The organism is Candidatus Defluviilinea gracilis, assembly GCA_016716235.1.
GTDB lineage: Bacteria > Chloroflexota > Anaerolineae > Anaerolineales > Villigracilaceae > Defluviilinea > Defluviilinea gracilis.
This window is the reverse complement of record JADJWS010000001.1, coordinates 1,746,515-1,763,342: the sequence shown is the minus strand read 5'-3', so window position 1 is coordinate 1,763,342 and position 16,828 is coordinate 1,746,515. Positions and strand designations below refer to the sequence as shown.

General features: G+C 58.3%; 14 protein-coding genes. 5 read left to right on the top strand and 9 right to left on the bottom strand.

Annotation, left to right across the window (positions count from 1 at the left end; all coding sequences use genetic code 11):
• The first annotated feature begins 63 nt into the window (after positions 1-63).
• From narH to IPM31_08240, 5 genes are all read left to right on the top strand, one after another.
• Complete coding sequence (gene narH, locus IPM31_08260; protein ID MBK9006976.1) at positions 64-1,578, top strand: nitrate reductase subunit beta; 1,515 nt, start codon at positions 64-66, stop codon at positions 1,576-1,578.
• A 143-nt stretch (positions 1,579-1,721) separates the two neighbouring features.
• Complete coding sequence (gene narJ, locus IPM31_08255; GenBank protein ID MBK9006975.1) at positions 1,722-2,330, top strand: nitrate reductase molybdenum cofactor assembly chaperone; 609 nt, start codon at positions 1,722-1,724, stop codon at positions 2,328-2,330.
• A 17-nt stretch (positions 2,331-2,347) separates the two neighbouring features.
• The gene (gene narI / locus IPM31_08250) at positions 2,348-3,022 is read left to right on the top strand and encodes a respiratory nitrate reductase subunit gamma (GenBank protein MBK9006974.1); all 675 of its coding nucleotides are present in this window, start codon (positions 2,348-2,350) and stop codon (positions 3,020-3,022) included.
• A 210-nt stretch (positions 3,023-3,232) separates the two neighbouring features.
• Positions 3,233-3,847: a TraR/DksA C4-type zinc finger protein gene (locus tag IPM31_08245; protein MBK9006973.1), complete on the top strand. Its 615-nt coding sequence runs from the start codon at positions 3,233-3,235 to the stop codon at positions 3,845-3,847.
• Between the two features lie 174 nt (positions 3,848-4,021).
• Positions 4,022-5,095 (top strand): tellurite resistance/C4-dicarboxylate transporter family protein, encoded by a 1,074-nt coding sequence (locus IPM31_08240; GenBank protein MBK9006972.1) that lies wholly within the window; start codon positions 4,022-4,024, stop codon positions 5,093-5,095.
• A gap of 16 nt (positions 5,096-5,111) precedes the next feature.
• Here the strand turns inward: IPM31_08240 and IPM31_08235 are convergent, their stop codons facing one another.
• The 9 genes from IPM31_08235 to iorA form a co-directional block, all read right to left on the bottom strand.
• A complete protein-coding gene (locus IPM31_08235) occupies positions 5,112-5,651 on the bottom strand; it encodes a hemerythrin domain-containing protein (protein ID MBK9006971.1) in 540 nt (179 codons plus the stop codon).
• Positions 5,652-5,765: 114 nt separating this feature from the next.
• Entirely contained in the window at positions 5,766-6,836 is a 1,071-nt protein-coding gene (locus IPM31_08230) for a 3-isopropylmalate dehydrogenase (GenBank protein MBK9006970.1), read from the bottom strand.
• 96 nt (positions 6,837-6,932) lie between these two features.
• A complete protein-coding gene (locus IPM31_08225; protein ID MBK9006969.1) occupies positions 6,933-9,002 on the bottom strand; it encodes an AMP-binding protein in 2,070 nt (689 codons plus the stop codon).
• A gap of 173 nt (positions 9,003-9,175) precedes the next feature.
• Positions 9,176-10,432: a 3-isopropylmalate dehydratase large subunit gene (gene leuC / locus IPM31_08220; protein ID MBK9006968.1), complete on the bottom strand. Its 1,257-nt coding sequence runs from the start codon at positions 10,430-10,432 to the stop codon at positions 9,176-9,178.
• A gap of 228 nt (positions 10,433-10,660) precedes the next feature.
• On the bottom strand, positions 10,661-12,514 hold the full coding sequence (locus IPM31_08215; protein MBK9006967.1) for an aldehyde ferredoxin oxidoreductase family protein: 1,854 nt from the start codon (positions 12,512-12,514) through the stop codon (positions 10,661-10,663).
• A 254-nt stretch (positions 12,515-12,768) separates the two neighbouring features.
• A complete protein-coding gene (locus IPM31_08210; GenBank protein MBK9006966.1) occupies positions 12,769-13,020 on the bottom strand; it encodes a MoaD/ThiS family protein in 252 nt (83 codons plus the stop codon).
• Complete coding sequence (locus tag IPM31_08205; protein MBK9006965.1) at positions 13,017-14,336, bottom strand: 2-isopropylmalate synthase; 1,320 nt, start codon at positions 14,334-14,336, stop codon at positions 13,017-13,019. The genes IPM31_08210 and IPM31_08205 overlap by 4 nt, the downstream gene beginning before the upstream one ends.
• Before the next feature lie 96 nt (positions 14,337-14,432).
• Entirely contained in the window at positions 14,433-15,074 is a 642-nt protein-coding gene (locus IPM31_08200) for an indolepyruvate oxidoreductase subunit beta (GenBank protein ID MBK9006964.1), read from the bottom strand.
• The gene (iorA, locus tag IPM31_08195; GenBank protein ID MBK9006963.1) at positions 15,071-16,819 is read right to left on the bottom strand and encodes an indolepyruvate ferredoxin oxidoreductase subunit alpha; all 1,749 of its coding nucleotides are present in this window, start codon (positions 16,817-16,819) and stop codon (positions 15,071-15,073) included. Before iorA ends, IPM31_08200 begins: the two co-directional genes overlap by 4 nt.
• Between the last annotated feature and the right edge of the window lie 9 nt (positions 16,820-16,828).

Here is a 16,828-nt window from a genome sequence, read left to right as displayed (position 1 = left end):
GCAAAGTTCACTTTGCGAAATACGCAAGGCGAACCTTGCGGTACTACTCAAAGGAGCAAACACATGGACATACGCGCGCACGTTTCAATGGTCTTCCACCTCGATAAATGCATCGGCTGTCACACGTGTAGTGTGGCGTGTAAAAACATCTGGACCGATCGCAAAGGCACCGAGTACATGTGGTGGAATAACGTCGAGACCAAGCCCGGCACGGGCTATCCGACGTTGTGGGAAGATCAGGAAAAATACAAAGGCGGCTGGGAAAAGAAGAATGGGAGGATCGAATTGAAATTGCACAGCCGCCGCGGCGGGTTGACGAACATTTTTCACAATCCCTATCTGCCCACGATCGACGACTACTACGAGCCGTGGACGTACGACTACGAGAATCTTTTCAACGCGCCCGAAGGCGACGACCAACCCACCGCCCGCGCCGTTTCGATGATCACAGGCAAACCGATGGAAAGCATCGAAGCGGGACCCAACTGGGACGACGACCTTGGCGGCTCGCCCCTCTATGCCCGCAACGACGTCAATCTCGACGAACTGACCGAAGACGAGCGCGAGCAACTCAACGAGGTTGAACGCGTCGTCTTCTTTTACCTGCCGCGCATCTGCAATCACTGTCTCAACCCCGGTTGTGTGGCGGCGTGCCCCGCAGGCGCCATCTACAAACGCGGCGAAGACGGCATCGTGCTACTCTCGCAAGAGAAGTGCCGCGCCTGGCGCATGTGCATTTCAGGATGCCCGTATAAGAAGACCTATTTCAACTGGTCTTCGGGCAAATCGGAAAAGTGTATCTTGTGCTACCCGCGCCTCGAATCGGGACAACCCCCCGCCTGCTTCCACTCCTGTGTGGGACGCATCCGCTATTTGGGAGTTCTGCTTTACGACGCGGACCAGATCGAGAAAGGCGCTTCTGTCGCGGACACGGACCTGGTCGCCGCCCAGCGAGCCATGATCATGGACCCGTTCGACCCCGAAGTCATCGCCGCCGCGCAGAAGAACAAGATCTCCGACGCGATGATCGCCGCCGCGCAGAATTCGCCCGTGTATAAGTTCGTGAAGAAGTGGCAGATCGCGCTTCCGCTTCACCCCGACTTCCGCACATTGCCCATGTTGTTCTATGTCCCGCCGATGCTGCCCGTGCTGGCGAAAACGAAAGACGGCAACTACGATGTGGAAGGCTTGGACAAGGAAAACTTCCCCGCCATGCTCAGTTCGCTCGAGAAGGCTCGCATGCCGATCAAATATATGGCGAGCATGTTCTCGGCGGGCAACGTCCAAGTGGTGGAAGAGGTCTATCGCAAGTTGATCGCCGTGCGCATCTTCAAGCGCGCGCAAAAAGTAAAAGACTACCAGCAAGCCGAAGTGGATGCCGCGCTTGCCTCAGGAAAGACGAACGCCGAAGAAGTGGAAGCCATCTTCCGCCTGACCTCCCTGCCGACCTACGAGGAGCGTTTCGTTGTCCCGCCGCTGGGGCGCGAATCTGCGGTGGAGGCGTGGGAGAAACCGCTCACCCGCAAGCAGGAAGCGGGCTTCGGCATCCGCAACAAGATCGCCAAGAGGAAATTCTAATGAAACGCAAAACCATTAAACAAAACACAAAGGCTTGCACTGAGCCTGTCGAAGTGACACGAAGTACACAAAGGTTTTAAAGAATTTCCTTCGTGTCCCTTTGTGACCTTCGTGTTTAAAAAGAATTTCGTGGAGACTCACTAATGTACACCGAATTGGAAATGCGTCAGTTATATCAATGCTTTGCGCGCATGTTGGAATACCCCGCAGGCGGCACGTTGCAAGCCGCGCTCACAGCGCAGGGCTTGCTCGCGGATGAAAACCCCGAAGCCGCCGCCTTGTTGAACGACTTTCACGAGTATGCCAAATCCCTGCCGCCCGGCCGACTCGAGGAAGTGTATACCGGCACGTTCGATCTCGACGCGGCGTGTCATCCTTATGTGGGTTATCACCTCTTCGGCGAGACGTATAAACGCAGCGCGTTTTTGGTGGAACTCAAACAACGCTACAACGCGGCCGGCTTTACCTTCTCGGAGACTGAATTGCCCGATCATCTTGCCGTGATCCTGCACTTCCTTGCCATGACGAAAGACAACACGCAGGCGGAGGAGATCGCCCGCGACGCGTTGCTTCCGGTGTTAGACAGGATGACGGGTCGCGCCAAATCGGAGGGCTTCGACGAGGACGAGTCGCCGTCGGCGGAGGCAAAGCCCGAAAAGCGGAACCAGTTCCAAGTGGTGTTGGAAGCGCTGCGTTTCGTCCTGAGGAATCAATTCCAGGTTCTCAATGTGCTGGAGACCTCCAAGGTCTGACAAAGAAGGAGCTTCATATGTTCGACAACGCCTTATTCATTGGTTTCCCGTATGTTGCTGTCGCTATTGCGATCGTGGTATCCATCTATCGCTTCTGGTTCGACCCATATTCCTATTCGAGCCAGTCGTCGCAATTTTTGGAGAACCGCGTCTTATTTTTCGGGTCGGTGCCGTGGCATTACGGCATCATCATCATTTTGCTGGGGCATATCACCGCGTTGTTGTTCCCCAGTCTGTGGGGCTTGTTCACCGCGAACCAGACGCGCCTATACGTATTGGAAGTGATCGGACTTTCGCTCGCGTTGATGGCGACAGTGGGATTGGCAATTTTAATATATCGCCGCATCGCAAACGCCCGCGCGAACTCGGTCACCTCCGAGTTGGACTGGGTATTGCTGGTCGTCCTGTTGCTTCAAGTTGGGCTTGGTTTTTGGGTGGCATATTATTATCGCTGGGGCTCGGACTGGTATTTGCATACTGCCGTGCCGTGGCTGATCTCGCTCGCCAAATTTCAGCCGAACATCGCCTCTGTTGCCGCTCTGCCGTTCTGGGTTAAGTTCCATTTCGTTGGAGGGTTTGTTGTCATATTGTTGTTGCCCTTCACGCGCCTCGTGCACCTGCTCGCCTACCCGCTCTCGTATTTGTGGCGCGAACATCAAGTGGTGATCTGGAATCGCTCGCGCATGAATTGATGAAGATCGCCTTGATTCGGTTTTTGCCGCCGCGCAAATGACAAACGGGAACCGCAAAGGTTCATTTGTCATTCTCAGCGCTTCACGAAAGTTCAGGCGACAGTTCGATGTGCCTGGCAAATCGTGTCGCCTGACTTGACGCAGTACTACTGCGTCAAGAACATGTTTTCGTGACCTACTGATTCGGCTCAGATTTGCTATACTGGATACATGAAACCCCTCGACGAAATTCTGCGCGACTCTGCGACTCGTCACCGCCGCCTCTGTCCTCGACAGGTGTTGGGCGCGCGCGTGGGGATGTTTGCCGCCTCTCTCCTGACCCTCGACCTGCCCCAGTCCGACAAGCGTCTCCTCGCTTTCGTTGAAACCGACGGCTGTTTCGTAGACGGAGTCTCCGCCGCGACAGGCTGTTACGTTGGAAGAAGAACCCTGCGCGTGGAAGACTTCGGTAAGACCGCCGCCGTCTTTGTGGATACGCGCGTCGAACGCGCCGTCCGCATTGCGCCGCGCCTCGACATCCGCGAACTTTCGAAAGAATACGCCCCCGAAGCAAAAAACCGTTGGGAAGCGCAACTGCTCAGCTACCAGACCATGCCCGACGAAGACCTGCTGGGCTTCAAATGGGTGACCATGCGCATTAACATCCCCGCCTTGATCGGGCAGGCAGGCGCGCGCGTCAACTGCGATGCGTGCGGCGAAGAGATCCTCAACCAGCGCGAAGTCCTCTGGGAATCGAAAATTCTCTGCCGCGCCTGCGCAGGACAGGCATACTACGCGGAAGTGGAAAGTCACACAGCCTTCAAACTGCCGCGCGAAGCGGGATAGACCACCGTTTCGAAGGTTTGGATAAACGAGAACCTTCGGGACAGTGAGCCATTAAATGGAAGGACGCCTCATTAGGAGCGATTGTAAGGAAGAATGTCTTTTGGGGTGGTGATGAATATAACATCGTCAGGGGGGAACCTTGTGGTACAAAATAACGGACTTCACGAGAAACCCATGACCCCAAAAAACAACCCATCCCTCTGGCGCATATTCACCTCAGCCGCGGACGGACTCCCGCCCGCTTATTTTGCCCTCGTCATGGCGACGGGCATCGTCTCCATTGCGGCGAAATTGGAAGGCATGCCAGCAATCGCATGGGCGCTGTTCGGCGCCAACATCGTCTTTTATATCATCCTCTGGGCGCTGACAATCGCGCGTCTTATCCGCAATGTTTCGGGCGTTGTCGCCGACCTGACCAGTCACGAACGCGGGCATGGATTTTTCACAATCGTCGCTGGCACCTGCGTGCTTGGCAGGCAGTTTCACATCATCGGCGATAACTCCTTCATCGCCGCCCTGCTCTGGTGGCTTGGGCTGTTGCTTTACTTTGTATTGATGTACACCTTCATCGCCGCTGTAACCGTGCGGGAGGTAAAGCCCGCGTTCGAAAACGGTTTGAGCGGCGGATGGCTGCTGCTCGTCGTTTCCACCCAATCCCTCTCGGTGACGGGTGCCAGCCTGACCGAATATTTTGGACCCCTGGCAGAGGCGACCCTCTTCTTTACGCTGACCATGTTCCTGCTTGGCTTTATGCTTTACATCCTTGTGATTTCGATGATTTTTTATCGCTTCACGTTCTTTCGATTACGACCGGAAGAACTGGCGCCGCCTTACTGGATCAATATGGGCGCGATGGCAATCACCACGCTGGCTGGCTCGGTCCTCATCCTCGAGGCGAATCACTGGAAATTGATTCAGGACATCATGCCCTTCCTGAAAGGGCTCACACTTCTCTTCTGGGCGACCGCCACCTGGTGGATTCCGCTTCTCTTGATTCTCAGCGTCTGGCGGCATGGCACCAAGCGCGTCGCCATCGCGTACGAGCCTTCGTATTGGGGACTGGTCTTCCCGCTCGGCATGTACACCGTCTGCACATTTCAACTCGCCAGGGCGCTGGGGTTAGATTTTCTCTACGCCGTGCCGCAATACTTCGTGTATTTCGCCATCGCCGCGTGGACTGCCACATTCATCGGGCTTGTGATTCAACTGGCGCAAAAAATAAACGCTTCTGCCCGCTCCCAAGCCTGAAGTCGAATTTCAACAATCACGCTCCCCAACCCGCCAACTCCTCCGCCACCCTCGTATACTTCTCGCCCGTCCCGCGCTCGTCGTCGGCGCGGTGGAAGTCTTTGAGCAGTTTCGATTCCTCGTCCGCAAGAATGTTGTCTGCCATCGGGAAGAGGACGTTATCTTCTTTTTGGATATGCTCGCGCAACAAGGCGGCATAATCCTGCGCGTGTTGAACCAGCTGGGGTTTGGCGCGCGCGTCGCCCGCGTTGATTCGCTCCGCGCACTCGACCATGCCTCGTATGAATCGGCGTCCCTGCTCGTGTTCATCCATAAACACGGACACGGGGTCTTCGTTTTTTGGGAATCCATGTTCTGCGAGCGCGACGAAGAGAATGCCTTCCTCTTTTTGGTGATGCGTCCCATCGGCGAAGTTGCGGAGGAAATCAGCCGCTTTGATAAAGAACTCCATCGGCACATCATCTCCCGCAGAGAGATGGTCGGCGGCGGCTTCGAGCGCGGTCAACACTGTTTCGATGACGCGATGTTCGCTCATGAGGATGTCTGTGGTTTGCATGATGGCTCCTGATATTTTGAGGGTGTGAAACGAATTAGCCACAGAGACCACAGAGTTCGCAGAGATTTAAAAAGATTTTCTCTGTGGTCTCTGTGCGCTCTGTGGCAAAAAACTCTACGGTGCTTTCCGAACCTGCCCCACAACCATATCGCCGATCTGGCTTGTGCTCAGTCCGCTGGAGGCGTCGAGCGAGGGGATCTGCCCGCTGGCGAGCAAATGCTCCACGCTGGATTCGATGCGACCCGCAGAATCCGATTCGCCGAGGTAATCGAGCATCATGCCCGCCGCCATGATCGCCGCCAGCGGACAAGCGATGCCCTTCCCCGCAATATCGGGCGCGGAGCCGTGAATCGGCTCGAACATGGATGTCTTGCCTGGGTGCAAATTGGCGGAGGCGGCGATTCCGATTCCGCCTTGAAGCATCGAACCGAGGTCGGTGAGGATGTCGCCGTAGAGGTTGGTGGTCACGAGGGTGTCGTAATATTCGGGCTTTTGGATCATCAGCATCGCGAAGGCGTCCACATAGGCGTGATCCTGTTGGATGTCGGGATAGTCCTTCCCCACTTCGGCGAAGACGCGCGTCCAAATCTCCTGCGGGCGGATGGCGTTGGCTTTGTCCACGAGCGTGAGATGACCAGGCTTCTTGTTGCTGGAAGCGCGCGCGCGCGCGAGTTCAAACGCATAGCGCACGGCGCGTTCGATCCCGACCCGCGTATACAGGCTGGTGGATGTGGCGACTTCATCGGGCGAGCCTTTTTTGAGGATGCCGCCGATCTGGGTGTATTCGCCTTCGGTGTTTTCGCGCACCACGGCGAAGTCAATGTCTGCGGGGGTCTTGCCTTTGAGCGGGCACAAATTTTCAGCGTAGAGTTTGATCGGGCGGAGATTAATGTACAGGTCCAGACCGAAGCGCAGACCGAGGATGACCGAGCGCTCGACCAGCCCCACTTCCACTGCGGGGTGACCGATCGCGCCGAGAAAGACCGCGTCCAGCGTTTTCCATTCTTCGATCACTTTCTCTGGCACGAGTTCTTTGGTCTTGAGATAATGCGCGCCCGAATAAGGATACTCGACGAGGTTGCACTCGAAGCCCTCAGCGACGGCTCGCAAAACCTTCAACGCTTCGTTCGTGACCTCGGGACCGATCCCGTCTCCCGCGATGATGCCGATGTTGTATGTTTTCACTGATCCTCTCCACGATAAAAAGCAATTCACCACGAAGGTCACAAAGGGGCACAAAGGAAATGCCTTTAACCTTCGTGTACTTCGTGTCCTTTGTGTTTAAAGAGATCTCTCCGCCAGCCGCTCCTCCGCATAGGCGAGCAGACCGCCCACGTCAATGATGCGGCGCAGGAATTCGGGGAAGGGCGCGGCTTGATATTGTTTGCCCGTCGTCAGGTTGCGGATGACGCCCGCGGCAGGCTCGACCTCGATCTCATCGCCCTCTTTGATCCCATCCACCGCCTGCGGACATTCGAGAATGGGCAGACCGATGTTGATGGCGTTGCGGAAGAAGATGCGCGCAAACGACTTGGCGATGACCGCCGAAACGCCCGCGGCTTTGATGGTGAGCGGAGCCACCTCGCGCGACGAACCACAGCCGAAGTTTGAATCCGCCACGATCACATCTCCGCGCTTCATCTTTTTGACGAAGTCCGCGTCGGCGTCTTCCATGCAATGCAGGGCGAGCTCGCGCGGGTCGGCGGTGTTGCAGTGACGGGCGGGGATGATCGCGTCGGTATCCACGTTCTTGCCGAACTTCCAACTGTGACCGTGAATGCGCACGCGCTCGCGCAGGTATTCTTTTTGCGCCGCGCCGTCGGTCATGCGCGGGAGCGTCTCGAAGAAGAGAATGCGGTCGGGGCGGGCGTAATCGGGCAAACGCGACTCGGCGAATTCCAACACATTTCGCGCCGAAAGTTTCGCGTCGTCTTGAAGCACAATGCAGGCGCACGTCAACTCGCCATAGATGAGATCGGGCGCGCCGACCACCGCCGCATCCTTCACGCCTGGGCAGGAACGCAAAACCATTTCAACCGCGCCTGGGTAAATTTTGAACCCGCCGCGCATGATCACTTCGTCCTTGCGCCCGACGATCTTCACGGGCCCGTCCGCGTCCATCACGGCGAGGTCGCCCGTGTGAAGCCAGCCGTCCGCATCCAACACTTGCGCGGTGGCTGTCGCGTCGCCCCAATAGCCTGTCATCACGTTATAGCCGCGCGCGCACAACTCGCCCTCTTCGCCGTTTGCGAGAGTCTCGCCGTTTGCGCCGATCACTTTAATTTCCACGCCGTCCATCGCAACGCCGACCGTTTCCGTCGCGGTGATGGGACCGTCGTCGAGTTGGGTCATGGTGATGGCGGGCGAGGCTTCGGTCAACCCGTAGCCGATGAGCAATTTGAATCCCATCTCTTCGCGCGCGCGGCGGACGAGTTCGGGCGGGCAGGGCGCGCCAGCCATAATTCCCGCGCGAAGCGTGGCGCAGGCTGAAGGGTCGAAGTCTTTGTGATTCAATTCCAGCGCGAACATCGTCGGCACGCCCGAAAGAATCGTCACTCCCGTTTCCTTCACCAGCCTCAGCGCCTCACTCGGACGATAATGCGGCAGGCAGACCAACTGCGCTCCCGCCACCGCGCAGGCAAGCATGACCGCCGTGAAGCCGAACGTGTTCGAGAGCGGAACCGCGCCGAGGAACACATCCTGAGCCGAGCAATTCATCCGCTCTGCCATCTCTGCCGCGTTGCGGACCATGCCGCCGTGCGTCAACGTCGCGCCGCGCGGCTCGCCCGTGCTTCCCAGCGAGTGGATGATCGCCGCCGCGTCGCGCGGTTTGGCGGAGGCAGGCGGGAGCGCCGCCGTGTCTTTGAGCAAACTCTCCCACGCGATAACATCCTTCTTTTTATTTGATTTGGAACTGGAGACGGAGACGATAAACTCCAACTCTGGGATTTGACCCCGCATCTCCAGCGCGATTTCGAGATGGTCCACGCCGTCGAACTGTTTCGCCTCTGAAAACGCGACCAGCGCGCGCGGCTTCGTCTTTGCGAATCGCGCCAGCGCATCCGCCTTGTCGCGGCGGACGTTGATCGGCACAAGGACGAGTCCCGCTTTGGCGGCGGCAAAGACCGTGACGACGTACTCAGGCGTGTTGGGCAGGATCACAGCGAGGCGGTCGCCGGGTTGCAGACCCAGCCCGCGCAGTCCCGCCGCGAGCGAGGCGGCTTGCAGTTCCGTCTCCGCGTAAGACCAGCGTTCCTCGCCGAGGCGAAGGAAAGTCTGGTTGGGGAATCGCGCCGCCTGCACGCTGAGCAATTCGCCGATGGTTGTGTCGTGAAATGTTTCGTATGTCATAAGTTTATTTCCTGATTCTCAAAAAAGAATTAGCCACGAAGGGCACAAAGATCACGAAGGTTTAAAGCTCGCTCAACGAGATGCCTTCTTTTAGACCACCGCGCGTGATGATCTAAAACAAAAAACCGAAACCGTCACTCAAACCAATTTTGTGTACTTCGTGTCCTTCGTGTTTATAAATCTTTCGGAGAGATGATCCTCCCCGCAATGGCGGAGGCGGCGGCGACGTAGGGGTTGGCGAGATACAGCTCGCTGGAGGTGTGACCCATGCGCCCGCGGAAGTTGCGGTTGCTGGTGGAGATGCACTTCTCGCCCGCCGCCAGCACGCCCATGTGACCGCCGAGGCACGGTCCGCACGTGGGCGTGCTGACCGAGCAATTGGCGGAGATGAAGATTTCGATCAACCCTTCGCGCAGGGCGTCGAGATAGACCTTCTGCGAGCCAGGGATGATGACCGCCCGCACGCGCGGATGGATCTGATGCCCCTTGAGGATCTCCGCCGCGGCGCGCAAGTCTTCGAGGTTGCCGTTGGTGCACATGCCGATCACCGCCTGGTCGATCTCCACTTCGTTGAGTTGCGAAACAGGTTTGACGTTTTCAGGGATGAACGGCACAGCCACGAACGGCTCGAACTCCGACACGTCGAATTCATAGACCTGCGCGTATTGCGCGTCGGGGTCGCTTTGCAGGTACAAGCCGTCCTCGCGCCCGCGCGCGCGGATGAACGAACGGGTCATTTCATCCGCCGCGAACAAGCCCGCCTTCGCGCCCGCTTCGATCGCCATGTTCGCCATCGAGAAGCGGTCGCTCATATCGAGATGTTCCAGCGCCTCGCCCGCGAACTCCATCGCCTGATACCGCGCGCCTTCCACGCCGATGCGCGCGATGGTGTGCAGGATCAAGTCCTTGCCGCGCACCCACTTCTGCGGCTTGCCGTGATAGACGAACTTGAGGCTCTCTGGCACTTTCATCCACAACTCGCCCAGCGCCATCGCCACCGCCGCGTCGGTCGAGCCGATGCCCGTGCCGAACGCGCCAATGAATCCGTGCGTGCAGGTATGTGAGTCGGCGCCCGCGATCAGGTCGCCAGGGACGATCATGCCCTGCTCGGGCAAAAGGATGTGCTGGATGCCCGCCCGCCCCACATCGTAAAAGCGGATGCCGTGCGCGTTCGCAAACTCGCGGCATTGCTTGACGATCTCCGCCGATTTGATGTCTTTGGCGGGCGTGAAGTGATCCATGATGAAGACCACCTTCTGCGGGTCCCAGACGCGCGCGCCTTTGATCTTCTCGAACTCTTCAATGGCAAGCACGCCCGAAAGTTCGGACGCCATCACCAGATCCACGCGGGCGTTGATGAACTGCCCAGGGTAGAGTTCCTTCTGGTCGCATTTTTCAGCCAGGATTTTTTCCGCAAGAGTATGTGCCATACTTATCTACCTCGTTTCTACCTCGTATAAGATTCTCTTTCCGTGAAAAGAATAAAATCGGATTTTCTATCGTACAGGAAAGATTTTTTACCGCAAAGCACGCTAAGGTCGCCAAGTTAAAAAGGTTTTCTTTGCGTTCTTAGCGGTGCAAATGTACGGTAGAGAGAAATCGGAAGGATGAAAGAAAACGCAAAACGCCTGGACTCTTCATCATTCATAATTCATCCTTCATAATTTATCTTTCATCCTTCCAAAAATCAGACCGTCTATTTCCTCGATCCTCTCGGCAGAGACTCGCCCATCCGCGTCCCAGCCGCGTTCGGAATAATAATCATCGAGCATCTTTTGGAATTGCTCCCTGTCCACGTGGTGACCTTTCGTTTTGCGCGCGGGCATGGGGTCGTCGAAGTAGCGCTTGGGCAGGGTGTCGTCGGCGCGGGTCAAGCCGAAGCCCGCGTTGATGAGTCGCTCCGTGTCGAGCGTGCGCCGCCCCACGTCGCGGAGAGAGGCGGGAGTGTATTCCAGCCCTGTCGCGGCGGCGACCGAGTCGCAAAATTCCTGATAGCCCAGCAGATGCGGGCTGTTGAATCCGCGCGTGACGAAGCGGCACACGCCGAGGCAATCCGCGATGGCGTAGATGTCGTCGCCGTACGCCACGATGAGTCCCTTGTCTTTGTAGCCCGTCGGGTCGGGGTCGTTGACGCGCCCATAGACGTTCGCGCGCGCTTCGTCGGGAAGTTTGAAAACCTCCAGCGTGGGACGGTTGCGGAGGTGGTCGGCGCCGCGGCTGGCGACGGCGATGCCGAGCGCGAAGCCTTTGAAATACCTCACGTCGTGCGGGTCAGACTGCGGCAGGTTTTTGACGGCGATCAAATAATCGAGCGCCTCTTGCGGGAAGTAACGCGCCGCCTGCGTGCTTTCAGCGAGAATATCGCCGAACCCGCGCCGATGCGCGATATCTTCGATCAACGCATAGACGGTTTCGTAATCGCCCCAGACCAACGGCTTGCCTGTCAGCGAGTCGTCGATCAGCCCGCGCTGGTACAGTTCCATCGCCCAGCCGATGATCGTGCCAGTCGAAGAAGCGTCCAAGCCGAGGTCGTTGACCAGGTTGTTCAACTGGATGACCTGATCGGTGGGCGCAATGCCGATGTTCGCGCCGAGCAGGACGAGCGTCGAGTATTCGGGTCCTTCGCCGCCGAGCGTGTTGCGGTGACGGCAATGCACCACGCACGACGTGCACGCCAGCATCTTGTCGGAAAATTTTTCGACCTCTTCGCCGTTGAGCGTTTCCTCGAAAAAATTCTCCTGCGAGTTACGCGTGCGGATCGCGCCGAGTCGGTTGCTCACTTCGTACAACAGCGGCGTGCCGACCTTGCCCAACACCTGCACCACCTTCGAGTTTTTCAACTCTTCCTGTTGTTTGAGTCGCAACGCGCGTAACGTCTCCTTTTGCGCCACCTCGATCGCCGTCCCGCCGCGCGCCACGATGGCTTTGAGATTCTTGCTTCCCATCACCGCGCCCATGCCGCCGCGTCCCGCCGCGTTTTTTTGACCCGTCATGATCGCCGCCATGCGGACTTGATTCTCGCCCGAGGGTCCGATCACCGCCGAGACGGTCCCGCTTCCATGCCGCGCTTTGAGTTGGTCCTGCGTCTCGATGGCGTTCAACCCCCACAGCCCATCCGCCGCATGGAGGCTGATCTGCCCGTCTTCGATCAACAGGTAGGACGGTTTCTCGGCGCGCCCCAAAATGATGAGGCGGTCGAAGCCCGCCTTGCGCATCGCCGCCGCGAAGAATCCGCCGCAGTTGGCATCGCCGAGAATGCCGCTTTCGGGCGAACGCGCCGAGACGTTGAATCGCGCCGCGTTGGGAGCGATGGTCCCCGTCATCAGCCCCGCGCCGATGATGAGCGGATTCTCCGGACTGAGCGCATCCACACTGCGCGGGTCGCCGTGCTGGCGCAGATACTGGCGCAGGTATGCCATGTTCAGTCCGCGCCCGCCGAGATAGGCGCGCAGAAGTTCATCGGGCGTGGTCGTGATCTCGGTCTCGCCCGTCGAGAGGTTGATGATGGCAATTGGAGATGTGTAATTCAAAATTTACCTCATATTCGTACCGTACCGCAATCTTCAGATTGCGATTGCCACATGGGGCAAAGTAAACTTTGCCGTACAGCAATCTTTAGATTGCGCCTGCCAAATGGGCAAAGTGAACTTTGCCGTACCGCAATCTTCAGATTACGCTTGCCGCATGGGCAAAGTAAACTTTGCCGTACAGCAATCTTTAGATTGCGCTTGTCAAATGGGCAAAGTGAACTTTGCCGTACTGGGTCTTACCCTCCCGCCACAGGGTAGACGAAATGGGCGCGCGCGCCGTCTTGCAGGGGCGTATGCGCGTCGGCTTCCTCTTCGTCAATGAAGATGTTCGGCGGGCATTGATCGAAGTCCAGGCTCAGGCGTGGATAACGCTCGCGCAGGAGAATCAGCAGGGCGTCCACGTTGGAAGCGGGTGGGAGAGTCAGGTCAAGCTCGCGCTGTCCGACCGATCTCCAGAACGGTTCCGCGAGCCGCACATGAATGTTCATCGCAGGATCCTTTCGCGGCGGCGCGTCAACTCGTGATCGAGTTCCTCGTCGGTCACTTCCTGATGCGCGCGCTGGCGTCGGCTCATCACCGTGACGATGCGGCGCACGTCGTCTTCACCGAGCAGGTGGTTGGAGCGTTTCGCCACTTCGAGAATTTTCGTGACGTAGGCGGGGTTCTCTTCCATTTTATGTTTGCGTAAGAAGAAGCGCACGTTATGCTCGCCAGACATCGGACCGATTTCGATCTCGTGCGCGCGCCCGACCATGCTCGAAGGCACGCCGCAATAGACATGCTCCGCCAGCCACTCGTCGTTTTTGGTGAGAGCCTTGGCGATTGCCGCGGCATGAACGCCCGTGGTCGTGCGGAAGGCGTCGGCGCCGACGATGGGATAATTGAACGGGATGACCGCGCCGCATTTGTCGGCGATGACCTCGCAATATTCGGGCAGTTTCGTCAGGTCGCGGTTTCCCCAGCCGAGCAGGTTGAAGTTGACCAGCAGGAGTTCCATGGGCGTGTTGCCGCTTCGTTCGCCGATGCCCAAGCCGCAGGCGTGGACTCGATCCGCGCCCGCTTCGACGGCGGCGAGGGAGTTGGCGATCTCCAGCCCGCGATCTTTATGCCCGTGCCAGTCGATGCCCACCGTCGGGTCCACTTCATCCACCACCTTGCGGAGGAATGAGATCAACGCATGGACTCCATGCGGGGCAATGTGACCGACCGTGTCGGCGGCGCAAATGCGCTTCGCTCCCGACCTGATGGCTGTTTCGTACACCCGACGCAGAGTCTCAGGGTCGGCTCGCACCGTGTCTTCGGTGACGAACATGACGGGGATGCCGTGCTTGGTGGCAAAGGTGACGGCTTCTTCGGTTTGGCGCAACAGGAAGTCCACATCCCAGCTTTCGGCAAATCGGCGAATGGGACTCGTGCCGAGGAAGACCGCCGCTTCGAGCGGTATGCCGACCTCTTCGGAGACATCCACGATGGGGATGATATCGGCGACGACGGAACGCGCCGCGCTCTGCGGCTGGATGTCCATCTTCTGTTTGACGATTTCCTTCGCCAGCACGCTGACGTGATATTTGAACTTCTCGCCCGCGCCGCACAAACCTAAATCTGCCGCGTCCACGCCGAGGTCAGACATGAGGTATAGCAAATACACTTTGTCTTGAATCTCAGGCTGGATGACGGACGGCGATTGCAATCCGTCGCGCAGGGTTTCGTCGGTGACCATCACGCGCTTCTTCGGCGCCTCGGGCGCTTCGACGAGATTCCAATCGTAGATCAGTTCGTGCGTGTCGTTTGGATTCGCGGACATGGCTGACTCCTTTCTTCGACGCTAGAGAGCGTCTCCTACGCGCTTTCTTTTTTAACCACGAAGGCTTGCACTGAGCCTGTCGAAGTGACACAAAGATCACGAAGGTTTAAGAAATGTCTCTTTTTCCTTTGTGTACTTCGTGTCCTTCGTGTTTAAGGATTGCATCGCAACATAACCACATTCAAACGCCTGCAAATTACCGTTCAAATATTTGGCGGGGATGCGGAGCTTGAGCGTCTTATCCCACACATCCCGTTCGATGGGCAGCAGCGTGGATAACGCGCCGAGCATGACGACGTTTGCCATGCGGGCGTCGCCGAGGTCGCGCGCGGTTTGCGAGGCGGGCAGGGCGACGACTTTCATGCCCTTCGATCTGAGGAAATCAATCGTTTCGCGCGGGTAGATGCTTTCGGCGTTTGGCACCGAGCCTGGCACCAGTTCATGGTCGTTGACGAGGACCGTTCCGTGTTCAACGTTCAAGTAATGCGCGAAACGCAGGGCTTCCAATTTTTCGAGTCCGACCACCGCGTCGGCTTCACCTGGGGTGACGATGGGCGAGTGAACTTTTTCGCCGAAGCGGACGTGCGTTTCCACGCTCCCGCCTCTTTGCGAAACGCCGTGCACTTCGGTCTGCTTCGTGTCGTACCCCGCGTTGACGGCGGCGAGCGAAGTCAGTTCGGCGATGAGAAGCGATCCCTGCCCACCGACGCCCGCAAACATCAGGTTGTAGGTCTTCATGCGGTTTCCTCCGCGAGTTTGATGGCGTCCGTCGGGCAGACCTGGGCGCAGACGGTGCAGGAGGTGCATTCGTTGGCGGCGATGACGGGGAAATTTTGCGGCGTGCGCGTGATGGCGGGACACCACACTTTAAAGCAGGCGTCGCATTGCGTGCAGAGGTCTTCATGGATGAAGAAGGGAATGCGATGCGCGTGTTTGATTTCGGGGATCTGCTGGCACGGTCCACGCGCGATGACGACGGAAGGTCCCTTGAATGAAACGGCGCGGCGGATGACGTTGACGACTTCCTTGCGGTCCCACGTATCCACAACGGCGACGTTGGCAACGCCCGAGGCGCGGCACAACGCTTCGAGGTCAATTTGAGGCGCGGTCTGCCCCATCACATCCTTGCCCGAAACGGGATTGGGTTGGCTGCCCGTCATGCCTGTCGTCGAGTTGTCGAGGATGATGAGCGTGAGGCGGCTTCGATTGTAGACCGCGTCGATCAGCGGCGGGATGCCCGCGTGGATGAAGGTCGAGTCGCCGATGATGGCGACGGTGTTCTCGTGTCCCGCCTGCTCCAAGCCGACGGCGACGCCGATGCTCGCGCCCATGCAGAAGGTGGTGTGTTCCGCTTCGTAGGGATGCAACGCGCCCATGGTGTAACAGCCGATGTCCCCCGACACGGTGACGCGCAACTGCCTCAACGCGGCGAAGACGGTGCGATGTCCGCAACCGACGCAGAACATGGGCGGACGCATGATGAGGTTGACGCCGTCGTTGGTGAACGGCGCGGGCGGGTCGCCCAGCCCAAGCGTTTTCTGCAACCTGCCTGGCGAGTATTCGCCGATGACGCCGAAGAGTTCCTTGCCTGTGAGGTTTGCGATGCCCGCCCCGCGCATGAATTCTTCGATGAACGGTTCGCCTTCTTCGACGACGTACACGGTTTCGTATTGGGCGCAGAAATCGCGCAGAAGATTTGCGGGCAGGGGGTAGGTCATGCCGAGGCGCAGGACGCCCGCGTTCGGCAAAACTTCCTTCACGTATTGATACGAAATCCCCGAAGTGACCACGCCGATTTTTTTGTCCGCGCCTTCTTCGATTCGGTTGAAGGGACAGGTCTCGGCGTATTCGGCGAGAGCCGTCAGCGTTTTCTCAACTTCGGGACGGCGGATCAGGCGATAAATCGGGACAGAGAAGCGGTGGGGGTCGCGGTTAAATTCGCGGGTCTCCACTTCCTTCCGCTCGCCGACTTCCACCAATCCTTTGTGGTGCGCGAGCCTGGTCGTGGTGCGGAGCATGACGGGCGAGCGGAACTGCTCCGAGAGTTCGAGTCCTGCGATCATGAAGTCGTGACATTCCTGCGCGTCGCTCGGCTCGAGCACGGGCACTTTGGCGACGCGCGCGAGATAGCGGTTGTCCTGCTCGTTTTGCGAGGAGTGCATCCCAGGGTCGTCGGCTGAGATGACGACGAAGCCGCCGTTTGTGCCTGAGTAGGGGAAGACCATGAAGGCATCTGCCGCGACGTTGAGACCGACGTGCTTCATGGTGACCAGCGTGCGCAAGCCGCCGATTGCCGCGCCCATGCCTTCTTCAAACGCGACCTTCTCGTTGGTGGACCAGCGCGGGTTGGTTTCGGGGAAGCGCATCGCCAGCGTCTCGATGATCTCGGTGCTGGGCGTGCCTGGGTAGCCCGATACGAATTTGACTCCCGCTTCCCACGCTCCGCGGGCGATGGCTTCATTACCTAACAGGAATTCTCGCATAGTGTCTCC

Excerpts from the sequence above, each read along its gene's own strand:
- IPM31_08225 (MBK9006969.1), bottom strand. The coding sequence starts at position 9,002 with ATGACATACGAAACATTTCACGACACAACCATCGGCGAATTGCTCAGC.
- IPM31_08235 (MBK9006971.1), bottom strand. The coding sequence starts at position 5,651 with ATGCAAACCACAGACATCCTCATGAGCGAACATCGCGTCATCGAAACA.
- IPM31_08210 (MBK9006966.1), bottom strand. The coding sequence starts at position 13,020 with ATGAACATTCATGTGCGGCTCGCGGAACCGTTCTGGAGATCGGTCGGA.
- narI (MBK9006974.1), top strand. The coding sequence starts at position 2,348 with ATGTTCGACAACGCCTTATTCATTGGTTTCCCGTATGTTGCTGTCGCT.
- IPM31_08245 (MBK9006973.1), top strand. The coding sequence starts at position 3,233 with ATGAAACCCCTCGACGAAATTCTGCGCGACTCTGCGACTCGTCACCGC.
- narJ (MBK9006975.1), top strand. The coding sequence starts at position 1,722 with ATGTACACCGAATTGGAAATGCGTCAGTTATATCAATGCTTTGCGCGC.
- iorA (MBK9006963.1), bottom strand. The coding sequence starts at position 16,819 with ATGCGAGAATTCCTGTTAGGTAATGAAGCCATCGCCCGCGGAGCGTGG.
- leuC (MBK9006968.1), bottom strand. The coding sequence starts at position 10,432 with ATGGCACATACTCTTGCGGAAAAAATCCTGGCTGAAAAATGCGACCAG.
- IPM31_08205 (MBK9006965.1), bottom strand. The coding sequence starts at position 14,336 with ATGTCCGCGAATCCAAACGACACGCACGAACTGATCTACGATTGGAAT.
- narH (MBK9006976.1), top strand. The coding sequence starts at position 64 with ATGGACATACGCGCGCACGTTTCAATGGTCTTCCACCTCGATAAATGC.
- IPM31_08200 (MBK9006964.1), bottom strand. The coding sequence starts at position 15,074 with ATGAAGACCTACAACCTGATGTTTGCGGGCGTCGGTGGGCAGGGATCG.
- IPM31_08240 (MBK9006972.1), top strand. The coding sequence starts at position 4,022 with ATGACCCCAAAAAACAACCCATCCCTCTGGCGCATATTCACCTCAGCC.